Origin of the sequence: Streptomyces sp. NPDC006235 (assembly GCF_040613735.1) — a bacterium.
GTDB lineage: Bacteria > Actinomycetota > Actinomycetes > Streptomycetales > Streptomycetaceae > Streptomyces.
Genome location: NZ_JBEXSR010000029.1, coordinates 51,792 through 64,147 on the forward strand (window position 1 = coordinate 51,792; position 12,356 = coordinate 64,147).

A 12,356-nucleotide genomic window follows, 5' to 3' on the forward strand; every position below is an offset into this window, starting at 1 on the left:
GCCCTGGCCCTGGTGGCCAGGGCAGGTTTCCACCCTTCTATACATGCCATGTATACGCTCTGTGTATACATGGTGCGTATACGGACCGAAAGGCATCGATGTACGGCAAGGCATTCGCCCCGGAGTACCAGGGCGCGCTCACCACCCTGTCCGTCAACTCCTCTCTGACCGACGTCCTGGCCGCCGGTACCGAGCAGTTGAGGGCGGCCGAGCGCGCCGGGAAGCCCGGGGAGGCGGCACGTTCCGGACTCGCGGTGGCCGAGGCGCACCGCCGGCTGGGCCGGGTCGAGGACGCGGACCGGGCATGGAAGGCGAGTTACCGCGCCGCGCGTCAGGCGGAAGACGTGGCGGCGATGGCCTGGGCGCTGTGGAGCGGCGGCACACTGGCCCGGCAGCGCGGGGCGCTCCGGCTGGCCCGCCGGCTGCTCCAGCTCGCGGCGGACCTCGGCGAACAGGGCGGCGACATCGTCGTACGCGGCTACTCGCTGGCCGGCCTGGCCGAGACCGGCCGCATCCAGGGCGACTACGAGGCCGTCGGCCGGCTGCACGAGCAGCTGCTCGCCGAGGCCCGGCGGCGCGGGGAGGCGCGGCACACGGTGTGGGCGCTGGAGGGCATCGCACAGATGCACCGCAACACCGGGGACTACGACACCGCGTACGCCCTGTTCGAGGAGTCCGCGGAGATCGCCGCGCGCGCCGACGACCGGCGCGGTCACGCCTGGGCGTTGCGCGGTCTGGCCGACGTGGTGTCGGTGCGTGACGGGGACACCGAGCGGGCGCTGGAGCTGCTGAGCGAGGCGGAGGCGACGTGCCGCGCCATGCGGCTGTCCAGCGCGCTGGCCTACAACCACAAGATGCGCGGCAACGTCCTGTACCGGGCCGGGCGTTACGCCGAGGCGCGGGCCCTGTACGAACAGGCCCTGGCGGAGTTCCGCGAGATGAGCGAGCCGCGCGGGGAGGCGCTGTCCCGGCTGGGCCTCGCCAAGTCCCGGGCCCGGCTGGGCCGCGACCGCGCCGAGACGGCGGCCGAACTGGCCGAGCTGGCCGGCACGCTGGAGCGGATCGGCCTCCGGCACGCCCGCAGGATGGTGGCGCGCGCATATGACGAACTCGGCATACCGGACACCGGGGTCGTCGAGACGACGATGGCGGAGGTGACACGGTGACGGTGTCCTCCACGGCGGTGGAGACGGCACGGCAGAACACGGTCCCGCACGGCGAACGGCAGCACGACGCGCTGAGCCCCGGCCTCTCGGCCGAGCCCCACCGGATCCTCCACCGCTGCCGCACCCTCGTACGCCCCGCCCTCACCGAAGCCGTCGGCCGACTGCACCCCTGGGTCGGCGAGATGGCCGCGTACTCCTTCGGCTGGTGCGAGGTGGGCGGCGCCCCGGCCGCCGCCCCGGGCGGCAAGGGCGTACGGCAGGCGTTCGCCGTGCTCGGCGCCGAGGCGGCCGGTGCGTCCGGGCGGGACGGGGTGGCCGCGGCCGTCGCGGTGGAGCTGGTGCACGCCTTCTCCCTGCTGCACGACGACATCATGGACGGCGACACGGACCGGCGCCGCCGCCCGGCCGTGTGGAAGGCCTACGGCACGGGCCCCGCGGTCCTCGCGGGCGACGCCCTGTTCGCGCTCGCCGTCGAGACCCTCGCCGCGCAGCCGGGCGGAGCCGCGGCCGTGCGGACGCTGTCCGTCGCACTGGGCGACCTGGTGCGCGGGCAGGCGGACGACCTGCTGTTCGCCGACCGCCCCTGGACGGGGCCGGAGCGGGTCCGGCCGGACGAGTACCGGGCCATGGCGGAGCACAAGACGGGCTCGCTGCTGGGCTGCGCGGCGGCGTTGGGCGCCGTGCTGGGCGGCGCCGCCCCCGAGACGGCCGCCGCGCTCGACCGGGCCGGCCGGCACCTCGGGATCGCCTTCCAGATCGTCGACGACGTGCTGGGCGTCTGGGGCGATCCCCGGGTCACCGGCAAACCCGTCCACGGCGATCTGCGGGAACGGAAGAAGACCCTCCCGGTGCTGGTGGCGCTCGACTCCCCGCACGGCAGCCGGCTCGCCGCACTCCTGGAGACGGGCGACGATGCCGGCGCTGCGGCGGAGCTGATCGAGCGGGCGGGCGGCCGGGCGGCGGCCATGGCGGAGGCCCGGCGCCATGTCACCGCCGTCGAGTCGGCGCTCGCCGGGGTGCCGCTGGAGGCGAGGGCCCTCGGTGAACTGCGGTCCCTGCTCGGCTTCCTGGTGCGGCGCGACGTCTGAGCCGACCGCTCCCGGATAATCCGTCGCCGAATTTGATCGGAGGGCTGTCGAGTTCGGCCGTTGGACACCTTCGCATTTACCGCCGGTTACCAGCAGGCCAGGCGGGCATTAGGGAATCCGCGGGCCGCGGAGGGTATTTCTCCGCACCCGCGGCGCCCTCCTCGACGACCCCAGGGCGGCCGAGGTGAGCCGCTCCGGAGCCCTCGAAAGACCGTTTTCTCTCGCACACTTGATCCCCTCTCTTGAATAAAAGACAAGAATGAACGCGGAGTTGCGATCCAGTTGAACGCAGGACGGCTCATCCCCCGTACTTCTGGAAAAGGTGAGAGCCAGGTTTCCAGCGAGGGATGGCCATGGGCAGGGCGCACGTCTCCACACACCAGTTGGTCGGCGGCCGGTACCGGCTGCTCGAGATCATCCAGCGCGAGACCAACCGCATCTGCTGGTACGCCGAGGACCTCGGTGCCGGCGAGGTCTCCCGTCCGTGTCTCGTCACGCAGATCGGGCTCCCGGACGACGCGTACGAGACGGAGCGCCGGGCCGCCGGCCGCCTGCTGCGCACGTCCGAACGCATGGCGCTGCTGTGCCCCGGCCGGATCGCCGCGGTGGTCGACGCCGTCGAGGAGGCCGGCACCCTGTGGACCGTCACCGAGTGGATCGACGGCAGCCCGCTCGGCGAACTCCTGTCGGAGCAGGGCACGTTCAATTACGTGCGGGCCGCCCGTATCGGCCTGGAGCTGCTCGACGTGCTGGACGCCGCGCACGCCGAGGGCGTCACCCACGGCGAGCTCAGTCCCGGCCAGGTGTTCGTACGCGAGGACCAGTCGGTCGTCGTCACCGGCTACGGCCTGGTAGGCGCGACCCTCGCGCCCCGGCTCACGGCCCCCGCGTTCGCCTCCCCGGAACAGGCCCGCGACCAGCACATCGGGCCCGCGGCCGATCTGTGGGCGCTCGGCGCGATCCTCTACACGATGGTCGAGGGCCGCCCGCCCTTCCGGGACCGGGGCCGACCGGAGAACACCCTGAAGGGCGTCGACCGGCTGCCGCTGCGGACGCCGGTGCGCGCCGGGCCGCTCACCCAGGTCGTGCAGGGACTGCTCCGCAAGGACGCGCGGGAGCGGCTGACCCGCCCGGTGGTCCGGGAGGCGCTGAACCGTGCGCTCAGCGAGGACCCGGAGGCGGTCATGGGGTCGGTGCCCGTGCCGCGACTGCGCGGCGTGTACGCCGCGATGCGGCCGGGGGGCCCGGCCTGGAGCAGACGGACCATGGTCGCCGGGACCACGCTGGCCGTGATCACCGTCGCGGTCGCCGTGCTCGCCGCGACCCAGGGCCTGCCCGGCAGCGACACGGGCAGTGACGCGGCGGAGTCCCCGGCCCGGCCACCGGCCTCCGCCGCCCCGCCGGAAGAGGGCACCGGCGGCGTCCCCGACCCGTCCGGGCCCCCCGGCCGGACCGGCTCCCCCTCCCCCACGCCCTCTCCGTCGTCCCCCGACCCCAAGCCCACACCCACACCCACACCGACTCCCACGCCGACGCCGTCCGCCCCCGCCACGGCCCTGCCGCCCGGCTTCCACACCTACCGCGCGCCGCAGGGCTTCTCCGTCGCGCTCCCCGAGGGCTGGGAACCGCTCGACACCGATCGCCAGGGCGATCTGCGGTACCGCGTGACCTTCGGTGCCGACGGCGACGACCGCACGCTGGCCGTCACCTACAGCGAACGCGTGGGCCCGGACCCCGTGGCCGTGTGGCGCGACGAGGTCGAACCCAACCTGGAGCGGTCCGGCGACTACCGGCGCATCGGTGAGATCCGCGCGACGACGTACCAGGGGCGCGAGGCCGCCGACATGGAGTGGACGGCGGACGTCGACGGCACCCGGGTGCACACCTTCGGCCGGGGCTTCCTGCTGGGCGAGGGCCGGAGCTTCTCGCTGCGCTGGACGACCCCGGACGCCGACTGGGAGGACGAGGCGAACCAGCAGGCGCTGCGGACTTTCCTCAAGACGTTCCGGCCGGGCTCAGACTGAGCCGCGCGGGGCGCGCAGGGAGGTGAGCCGGCCGCCGGCGAGAGGCTGCGTGCGCCAGCTCGCGGTGAGCGTACGGTCCGCGAGGGAGCACGTCAGCGCCAGGCGGTGCGGGGTCTCCAGGAAGGCCACCTCCACGGCCAGCGTGCCGGAGTCCGTCCAGCCGCCGCTCACCGCGGTCGGGAGCGGCTTCTCCGCGACCGTCCAGCCCTCCGCTCCGATCCGCAGGTCCAGCCGGTTCTCGCCCTCGGTGAGCCGGAGCGCCCAGCCGTCCGCGTCCGATACCAGCCCGGCCGACAGAGCGGGACCGCCCCCTTTCGAGGACCTGAACTCGGCTGCCGCCCATTCCTCCGCCCCGTCCGGCGGTGCCGGACTGCCCGGGGCGGGCGGGAGCGCGAGCCCGGCGAGGCGCTCCCGCAGGGCCTCGTCGGCGCTCTCACGGCCGGGCAGCGGCTCGGGACCGAAGGCGGGCAGCAGGTGCCGCCAGACCAGGTTCAGGACGTCCGGCATCCGTTCGGTCGCCGCGGTCATCGCGATCACCGCGTCCTGCTCGGGCAGCACCAGGCAGAACTGGCCGTACGCGCCGTCGCCCCGGTAGCCGTGGCGGGAGATCCAGAACTGGTATCCGTAACCCTGGTCCCAGTCCTGCCGGTTCTCGTCTCCCATGGCTCCGGCGGTGGGTATGTGCGGGCGCGTGGCCCGGTCGACCCATCCTTCGGGCAGCAACCGCTTGCCCTCCCGGATTCCGTCGCGCAGGTACAGCTCACCGAGCCGGGCGACAGCGTCGGTGGTGGCGTGCAGACCGCTGTAGCCGATCTCGCGGCCGGCGCGGTCCCGCTGCCAGAACACCTCGCCGATGCCCAGCGGGTCCAGCAGCCGGGGCCGCAGATAGGCGGTGAGCGGCTGCCCGGTCACCCGCTGGACGATCGCGGCGAGGGTGTAGGTGGCGGGCTGGTTGTAGGCGAAGACGGTGCCCGGGTCGCGGTCCGGCGGCAGCAGCAGGAACCCGCGCACGGGCTCCTGCTTGTCCAGCGCGTGGACCTCGTCGACGGTCTCCCGCTCGTGGCCGCTCGACATGGACGCCACGTGCCGGACGAGCATGGCCCGGCTGCGCGGGTCGGTGATCTCGGCGTCCAGCTCCGGGAAGTACGAGATGACCGGCGCGTCGAAGTCGAGCAGGCCCTCGGCCTCGGCGAAGGCGGCGGCGGTCCCGGTGAAGCTCTTGCTGAGCGAGTACAGCAGGTGGGGCCGGTCGGGGGTGTACGGCGCCCACCAGCCGGAGGCGACCAGCCGGCCGTGCCGCATGATCATCAGGCTGTGCGGCTCGAGCTCCGGGTCCGCTTCCAGGGCGTCGAGGAAGGCGTGGACACCGGACGCGTCGACGCCCTGGGCGGCGGGGCTGTCCGCGGGCAGGGAGGAGGCACTCATGGGGGCATCCTGCCCCGCCGGCGGACCTTGATCGAGCAGTTTTCACGCCTGTTGTCAGGGGACTCGGCGGTTATGGTGCAAATCGGATACACGATGATGACCGAGCAGGCCGGCCCCCGAGAGCTCGTCGACCACGTGGTGCGGGCCGAGGAGGCGGGCTTTGACTTCTCGGTGACCTCCGACCACTACTTCCCGTGGCTGCGCTCGCAGGGGCACTCGCCCTACGCGTGGGCGGTGCTCGGCGCGGCCGCCCAGGCCACGTCACGTATCCCGCTGATGACGTACGTGACGTGCCCGACGTTCCGCTACCACCCGGCGGTGGTGGCGCAGAAGGCGGCGACGGTCCAGTTGCTGTCCGAGGGGCGTTTCCGGCTGGGGCTCGGATCCGGCGAGAACCTCAACGAGCACGTGGTGGGCGGCGGCTGGCCGTCCGTCGACGTCCGGCACGAGATGTTCGAGGAGGCCGTGGAGATCATCCGCGCCCTCTTCAAGGGCGGTCACGTCAACCACCACGGCACGCACTTCGACGTGGAGTCGGCCCGGCTGTGGGACCTCCCCGACGAGGCACCGCCCATCGGCATCGCCGTCTCCGGGGAGCAGTCGTGCGAACTCGCGGGCCGGCTGGCTGATCTGGTGATCGCCACGGAGCCCAAGGCGGGGCTGCTGGAGGCGTTCGACCGGCACGGCGGCGAGGGCAAGCCCCGCGTGGGCCAGCTGCCGGTCTGCTACGACCGCGACCGGGACACGGCGATCAAGCGGGCGCACTCCCAGTTCCGCTGGTTCGGCAGCGGCTGGAAGGTCAACTCGGAGCTGCCGCACCCGGATTCCTTCGAAGCGGCGACCCAGTTCGTCACGCCCGACGATGTCGCCGACTCCATCCCGTGCGGCGACGACCCGGACGCGTTCGTCGAGGCCGTCCGCCCGTACGCCGAGGCCGGCTTCACCGAGATCGCCCTGGTCCAGATCGGCGGCGATTCCCAGCCGGCGTATCTGGACTGGTCGGAGAAGACCCTGCTCCCGGCCCTGCACGACGCGTTCGGCTGAGGTCCGCCGCCTTCCGGGCCGGCCCGGGCCATGGGCACGTATAGGCTGCCGACCTGCACATACTCAACCGGCCAGCCTATTCAGGAGAGTCGTCCGTGACCCTGGTGATCAACCCGCCCGAAACTTCCCCGGCGCCCGTCTCCGAGCCGATCGCGCGGGACGCGCGGGAGTTCGGGGCGTACGCCCGGACCGGAGGGTGGGCCTTCGGGCTGAAGGTGGCGCGCAGCGTGCGGCCCGGCGGGCAGGGCCCGGACGAGACGCCGAAGGTGTCGGCGAAGGAGTTCGCGAAGCTCGCCGGGTGCTCCCCGGAGCGGGTCATGCGCTACTACAAGGCATGGGACCGGGCGGCCGACGACGGACTGGTCCCGCTCTTCGAGGCGCTGACACCGGGTCAGGAGGTGGAACTGCCGGACGCCGACGTGTGGCTGAGCTACTACGTCTCCCGCTCCGGCGCCACGTCCGAGCGCGGCACCGCCATCGCCGAGGCCGCCGAGGCCGAGGGCATCCGGCCCACGAAGGCGCTGGAGGTCGCGGAGAACCCCACCGCGCTGCGCGCCGCGATCCTCGCCGACCCCGCCACCGCCCGCGCGGCCCGCCAGGCCCTGCTGGACCGGGTCCGGGAGGACCCCGAACTCCAGTCGGAGCTGGCCCGCGACGTCGTGCGCACCGACGAGCTGAAGAAGGCCGTCGCCGGCGAGAGCAGGGCGGCCGACCGGATCGGATACGTGCGCCAGATCGCCGAGTCGGGGCAGATCAAGACACCCGCCGGGCAGACCGTGGACGCGCCGGCCGATCTCCGTCAGGAGGCCGAGCGGCACCTGTCGCTCATCGACGAGCTGGACGAGGGCGAGGACGCCGGCGAGTGGGCCGCCGAGGCGTACGACACCATGAAGTCCCTCGTCGTCGAGACCGTCGAGACGGACCCGGGGCTGCGGGTGCGGGAGCGGCGCACGAAGTTCTACAGCAGTCTGCAGAAGGCGACCAAGGTCTTCGAGGAGCTGACCTTCGACGACGCCGGGGAGTTCTACGAGGACGACATGGTCGAGCGCCTGGAGGAACTCCAGCGGGCCGTGGCCGTGTGCATCGAGTCGCTGCGCGGCGCCCGGAGGAATCACCCGGAGGGCTGAGCATCTTGTGCGTGTGGGGGGTACTAGAGGGCTCTACGTCGGTTGGTTCTTCCCGGAGGCCCTTTCGTGAACTCCTTCGTGCACAAGACGCTGGTGGTGCAGCTCCAGGCGGGTGACACGGACCGTTTCTCCGTGCTCGCCCACCTGAGCTACGACGCCGCGGACCCGTTCGCCGTCACCGTCGTCTTCAGTCACGACGGCCGTGTCCTCGCCCGCTGGCAGCTCGACCGCGAGATGCTCGGCGAAGGGCTGCGGCGTCCGGTCGGGGTGGGGGACGTGCGGATGCGCCCCGAGTCACACGGCATGTGGCAGGAGCTGCGCCTGGAGTTCCTCGGAGACGCCCGCCCCGACGGCGGCCGGCACCATGCGGTGGTGTTCGCGTGGGCCCCGGCGTTCGCGGCGTTCCTGCGGGAGACCCACGAGATGGTCCCGCCGGGCCGCGAGGAGGTCCGTGTCGACGACTTCCTCGCGGACGTCATCGCCGGGGGCTGATCCGGGAGTGCCGCTGACGAAAACCTGCGGTGCCGTCCGCCGCCGGGCGGGCGCCGCCGCAGGCCGTCACTTCGACGTGTGGCGGTGCCGGGTCCACAGAGGCAGGGCGAACCAGCACAGCAGGTACCAGCCGACGACGCCGGCGACGATGTAGGGCACGAAGCCGTCGTGCGTCGCCACGCGCAGGATCAGCAGCAGTGAGGCGGTCGTCGTGGCGAGCAGCAGCACGAGGCCGAGCAGCGTGAGCCGGGAGGCCAGCCGCACCGCCTGGGGCTTGACGCGCCGCCCGGAGACCAGGCGGTGGAGCGACACCGGTCCGATGAGCGCCCCCGTCGCGCACGCGCCGAGGACGACCGTCACGAGGTAGATCGTCTGGTCCGTGTCGGTCAGGTTGTCGTACTTCTCGGTGAACACCACGGTGAGCAGGAAGCCGAAAAGGATCTGCACGCCCATCTGCGCCACGCGGACCTCCTGGATGAGCTCCTGCCACATCCGGTCCGCTCTCTCCTCCTCCGTCTCGTTGCGTCCCCGGCGCCTGGGCGCGCCGTCTGCCGTGTCCGCCACTGTGACTCCCCGGTGTGAGACGTGGGTGCTTGTCTCACGCGGGTTCCCCGTAAACGGCCGTCGTCCCCGCCCGCACGGCGGTTTGAGCGATCAGCGGACGGTTACACGGAGGGCGACTGACGCACAGCCCGAGGAGGTCGTGGACGCATGTCCGGTACCCAGCTCACCGTCACGCTCAGCGGCGGGGGCGCCGACGACGCACGAGCGGTCGTCCGGGCCCTGCAAGGCACGTTCGGGGCGCCGGACGAGCTGCCCGCCGACGAGAACGCGACGGTGCACATGGCGACCTTCGACGGCGGCACGGACGCGCGTTCCGCCGGTGACGCCGGCGCGGGGCCCGAGCGCCTGTCCGCCCCGGTGACCGTCACCGTGCAGGGCGCTCCGGAGGCGGTGCGGCGGGCGAGCGACACCCTCACCCGGGCCTTCACGGCCCGCGACGACGGTGCCGCCTCCGGCGACCAGGAGCAGGAGAGGCAGCTGCTCCTGGTGCCCTGAGGGGCGCACCTCACCAGCGGGATTCGACCTGGTCCTTGATCCGCCGGTCGTACAGGTCGCGGATCGCCGTCAGCGTCTGGCCGGACAGCTCCGGCAGGCGGGCGGCGGCCGCGTTGGCGCGGGCCTGCTCGGGTGAGCGGGCGCCGGGGATCACGGTGGTGACGCCGGGCTGGTCGATGATCCACCGCAGGGCCAGCTGGGCCGGGGTGTACCCCTGAGGGGCGAGCGCGGCGAACTCGGCGGCGGCCTCGACGCCGGTGGTGTAGTCGACGCCGGAGAAGGTCTCGCCCACGTCGAAGGACTCGCCGTGCCGGTTGTAGGTGCGGTGGTCGTTCTCCGGGAAGACCGTGTCCCGCGTGTACTTGCCCGACAGCAGGCCGGAGGCCAGCGGGACGCGGGCGATGATGCCGACGCCGGCCTCGCGGGCGGCCGGGAGCACCTCGCGCAGGGGCTTCATGCGGAACGGGTTGAGAATGATCTGCACGCTCGCCACGTTCGGCCGGGCGATCGCGGTCAGCGCCTCCGCACAGGTCTCGACGCTGACGCCGTACGCGGCGATCCGCTCCTCCTCGACCAGGGTGTCGAGGGCGTCGAACACCTCGTCCGTGGAGTAGACGGGCGTCGGCGGGCAGTGCAGCTGCACCAGGTCGATGCGGTCGACGCCGAGATTGCGCCGGGAGCGGTCGTTCCAGGCGCGGAAGTTGTCGAGCACGTAGTTCTCGGGGATCTGGTCGACCCGGCGGCCCATCTTGGTGGCGACCATCACGTGCAGGTCCGGCCTGCCGCTCAGGAACGCGGCGATGGTCTGCTCGCTGCGGCCGTCGCCGTACACGTCGGCGGTGTCGAAGAAGGTCACCCCGGCCTCGGCCGCCGCCTCCAGCACCGCGAGGGCTTCCTTGTCGTCGACGTCTCCCCAGTCGGCCCCCAGCTGCCACGTCCCGAGACCGACGACGGAGGCGTGCTGACCCGACCTGTCGAATGTGCGCTCGTCCATGGCGTCAGTCTGTCATCCGTCACGGCCTCGCGCGGAACATCCGGCTCCGATCCCCGACCCCGCCCGGTTCACTCACACGAGTGAATAGAGTCGACAGGGATATGTCACGTGTCAACGGACCCCTAGCGTGACTCGACGTGACAACTGGTGCAGTGAACAACGTTCCGTCGGACGAGGCGCGTTGGTCGCGCCGGGGTTTCCTCCTCACCGCGGCGGCGCTGGCCGCCGTGCCGGGCCTGCCGGCGGATCCGGCCGCCGCCGCGGCGGAGGTGCCGGACTTCCCGGCGGACGTCGCGCTGTACCGCTCGGCGTACCGGAACTGGGTCGGCGAGATCACCGCCGACGGCCTGTGGGCCTGTGCGCCGGCAAGCCCCGGCCAGGTGGTCGAGGTCGTCAACTGGGCCTGGCGGCACGGGTGGCGGGTGCGCGCCCGGGGCGCCGCGCACGGCTGGTCGCCCCTGACGGTGACGGAGGGGACGCCGTCCGGTGCGCCCGTCCTGCTCGTCGACGCCGCGCCCCACCTGACCCGCCTCGCCCTGGACTCGCCGACCGCCGTACGCGCGGGCACCGGCGTGACCATGGAGGCCCTGCTCACCTTCCTGGAGGAGCACGGCCTCGGGGTCACGGCGACACCCGCTCCCGGGGTTCTCACCCTGGGCGGCGCTCTGGCGATCGACGCGCACGGAACCGCCGTTCCCGCCCGGGGCGAGCAACCTCCGCCGGGGCACACGTACGGCTCGCTGAGCAATCTGATCCTGTCCCTGACGGCCGTGGTGTGGGACTCCCGGGCCGGCGCGTACGCGCTGCGCACGTTCCACCGTGACGAGGCCGACTGCGCCGCGCTGCTGACCCATCTCGGGCGGTCCCTGGTGACCGAGGTGGTGCTGCGGGTGGGCTCCGACGCCGACCTGCGGTGCGTGAGCCGTACGGACATCCCGGCCGGCGAGTTGTTCGCCGCGCCCGGCTCCGGGGACGGGCGCCGCACGTTCGCGAGCTTCCTGGAGGAGGCGGGTCGGGTCGAGGCCATCTGGTTCGCCTTCACCGCGCACCCCTGGCTGAAGGTGTGGAGCGTCTCCCCCACCCGGCCGCTGACCTCACGGCACGTGACGCGGCCGTACAACTACCCGTTCTCCGACAACATCCCGGCCCCGGTGGCGAAGCTGGTCGGCCGGATGACGTCGGAGGCGGCCTGGTACCTGGCGCCGGTGCTCGGCACCGCGCAGTACGACGCGGCCGCGCTCGGACTCGTGGCGACCCTCTCCGGCGACATCTGGGGACCGTCCAAGAACACCCTGCTGTATCTGAAGCCGACCACCCTGCGGGTCCACGCGAACGGCTACGCCGTACTCACCTCCAGGGACCAGGTGCAGCGGGTCGTGGCCGGGTTCGCCGCCTTCTACCAGGAGCGGCTGGCGGCCTACGCGGCCCGGGGCAGCTTCCCCGTCAACGGGTCGGTGGAGATCCGGGTGACCGGACTGGACGACCCCGGCGACTGCGGGGTGGCCGGGGCCCGGCCGCCGCTGCTGTCCGCGCTCCGGCCGCGCGAGGACCGCCCCGAGTGGGACACGGCCGTGTGGCTGGACATCCTGACGCTGCCGGGCACGCCGGACGCGGAGGCGTTCCTGCGCGAGATCGAGCGGTTCCTGCTGCGCGCGTACGACGGCGGATCCGCCCTGACCCGGGTGGAGTGGTCCAAGGGGTGGGCGTACACGGACGACGGGGTGTGGAGCGACGAGGAGGTGCTGGGCACGGTGGTGCCGGCCGCGGTCGGCACGGCCGAGTGGGCCGAGGCGGACGCGGTGCTGGACCGGCTCGACCCGCACCGCGTGTACGGCAACGCCTTCCTGGACCGGCTGTTCGGGCAGGGCGCTGAGAAGTGAGGCCGCCTCACCCTGGCGCCTGTTCACGGGCGGCCAGGGCCCGCGCGCGCACCGCCC

General features: G+C 72.9%; 11 protein-coding genes. 8 read left to right on the forward strand and 3 right to left on the reverse strand.

What is annotated here, in order from left to right; genetic code table 11:
• The first annotated feature begins 98 nt into the window (after positions 1–98).
• The 3 genes from ABZ192_RS28490 to ABZ192_RS28500 all read left to right on the forward strand — a co-directional run bounded on the left by ABZ192_RS28490 (position 99) and on the right by ABZ192_RS28500 (position 4,278).
• Positions 99–1,166, forward strand: a complete 1,068-nt coding sequence (locus tag ABZ192_RS28490; protein ID WP_356927334.1) for a tetratricopeptide repeat protein — start codon at positions 99–101, stop codon at positions 1,164–1,166.
• 71 nt (positions 1,167–1,237) lie between these two features.
• Positions 1,238–2,254: a polyprenyl synthetase family protein gene (locus ABZ192_RS28495; protein WP_356927387.1), complete on the forward strand. Its 1,017-nt coding sequence runs from the start codon at positions 1,238–1,240 to the stop codon at positions 2,252–2,254.
• Between the two features lie 353 nt (positions 2,255–2,607).
• Positions 2,608–4,278, forward strand: coding sequence for a serine/threonine-protein kinase (locus ABZ192_RS28500; protein WP_356927335.1), 1,671 nt, complete (start codon positions 2,608–2,610; stop codon positions 4,276–4,278).
• Here the strand turns inward: ABZ192_RS28500 and ABZ192_RS28505 are convergent.
• Positions 4,270–5,703 (reverse strand): serine hydrolase domain-containing protein, encoded by a 1,434-nt coding sequence (locus ABZ192_RS28505; protein WP_356927336.1) that lies wholly within the window; start codon positions 5,701–5,703, stop codon positions 4,270–4,272. The two genes, ABZ192_RS28500 and ABZ192_RS28505, sit on opposite strands and share 9 nt — an antisense overlap.
• A gap of 72 nt (positions 5,704–5,775) precedes the next feature.
• Here ABZ192_RS28505 and ABZ192_RS28510 point away from each other — a divergent pair, with 72 nt between their 5' ends.
• The 3 genes from ABZ192_RS28510 to ABZ192_RS28520 all read left to right on the forward strand — a co-directional run bounded on the left by ABZ192_RS28510 (position 5,776) and on the right by ABZ192_RS28520 (position 8,366).
• Complete coding sequence (locus ABZ192_RS28510; protein ID WP_356927337.1) at positions 5,776–6,747, forward strand: LLM class F420-dependent oxidoreductase; 972 nt, start codon at positions 5,776–5,778, stop codon at positions 6,745–6,747.
• 95 nt (positions 6,748–6,842) lie between these two features.
• Positions 6,843–7,874 (forward strand): hypothetical protein, encoded by a 1,032-nt coding sequence (locus ABZ192_RS28515; protein ID WP_356927338.1) that lies wholly within the window; start codon positions 6,843–6,845, stop codon positions 7,872–7,874.
• A 66-nt stretch (positions 7,875–7,940) separates the two neighbouring features.
• On the forward strand, positions 7,941–8,366 hold the full coding sequence (locus ABZ192_RS28520; RefSeq protein WP_307179478.1) for an SsgA family sporulation/cell division regulator: 426 nt from the start codon (positions 7,941–7,943) through the stop codon (positions 8,364–8,366).
• A gap of 66 nt (positions 8,367–8,432) precedes the next feature.
• Here ABZ192_RS28520 and ABZ192_RS28525 read toward each other — a convergent pair whose 3' ends face one another.
• Complete coding sequence (locus ABZ192_RS28525) at positions 8,433–8,858, reverse strand: DUF6328 family protein (protein WP_356927388.1); 426 nt, start codon at positions 8,856–8,858, stop codon at positions 8,433–8,435.
• A 219-nt stretch (positions 8,859–9,077) separates the two neighbouring features.
• Between ABZ192_RS28525 and ABZ192_RS28530 the strand changes: the two genes are divergently transcribed.
• Positions 9,078–9,425, forward strand: coding sequence for a hypothetical protein (locus tag ABZ192_RS28530; protein WP_356927339.1), 348 nt, complete (start codon positions 9,078–9,080; stop codon positions 9,423–9,425).
• 10 nt (positions 9,426–9,435) lie between these two features.
• Here the strand turns inward: ABZ192_RS28530 and ABZ192_RS28535 are convergent, their stop codons facing one another.
• Positions 9,436–10,419 (reverse strand): aldo/keto reductase, encoded by a 984-nt coding sequence (locus ABZ192_RS28535; protein WP_356927340.1) that lies wholly within the window; start codon positions 10,417–10,419, stop codon positions 9,436–9,438.
• 137 nt (positions 10,420–10,556) lie between these two features.
• On the opposite strand from ABZ192_RS28535, the gene ABZ192_RS28540 reads away from it, so the two are divergent.
• Positions 10,557–12,299 carry a cholesterol oxidase substrate-binding domain-containing protein gene (locus tag ABZ192_RS28540; RefSeq protein ID WP_356927341.1) on the forward strand — a complete coding sequence of 581 codons (1,743 nt, stop codon included), beginning with the start codon at positions 10,557–10,559 and terminating at the stop codon, positions 12,297–12,299.
• The last annotated feature ends 57 nt before the right edge of the window (positions 12,300–12,356 follow it).

Coding starts and splice junctions, on each gene's coding strand:
- ABZ192_RS28490 (WP_356927334.1), top strand. CDS start 99: ATGTACGGCAAGGCATTCGCCCCGGAGTACCAGGGCGCGCTCACCACC.
- ABZ192_RS28500 (WP_356927335.1), top strand. CDS start 2,608: ATGGGCAGGGCGCACGTCTCCACACACCAGTTGGTCGGCGGCCGGTAC.
- ABZ192_RS28505 (WP_356927336.1), bottom strand. CDS start 5,703: ATGAGTGCCTCCTCCCTGCCCGCGGACAGCCCCGCCGCCCAGGGCGTC.
- ABZ192_RS28510 (WP_356927337.1), top strand. CDS start 5,776: ATGGTGCAAATCGGATACACGATGATGACCGAGCAGGCCGGCCCCCGA.
- ABZ192_RS28525 (WP_356927388.1), bottom strand. CDS start 8,858: ATGTGGCAGGAGCTCATCCAGGAGGTCCGCGTGGCGCAGATGGGCGTG.
- ABZ192_RS28530 (WP_356927339.1), top strand. CDS start 9,078: ATGTCCGGTACCCAGCTCACCGTCACGCTCAGCGGCGGGGGCGCCGAC.
- ABZ192_RS28535 (WP_356927340.1), bottom strand. CDS start 10,419: ATGGACGAGCGCACATTCGACAGGTCGGGTCAGCACGCCTCCGTCGTC.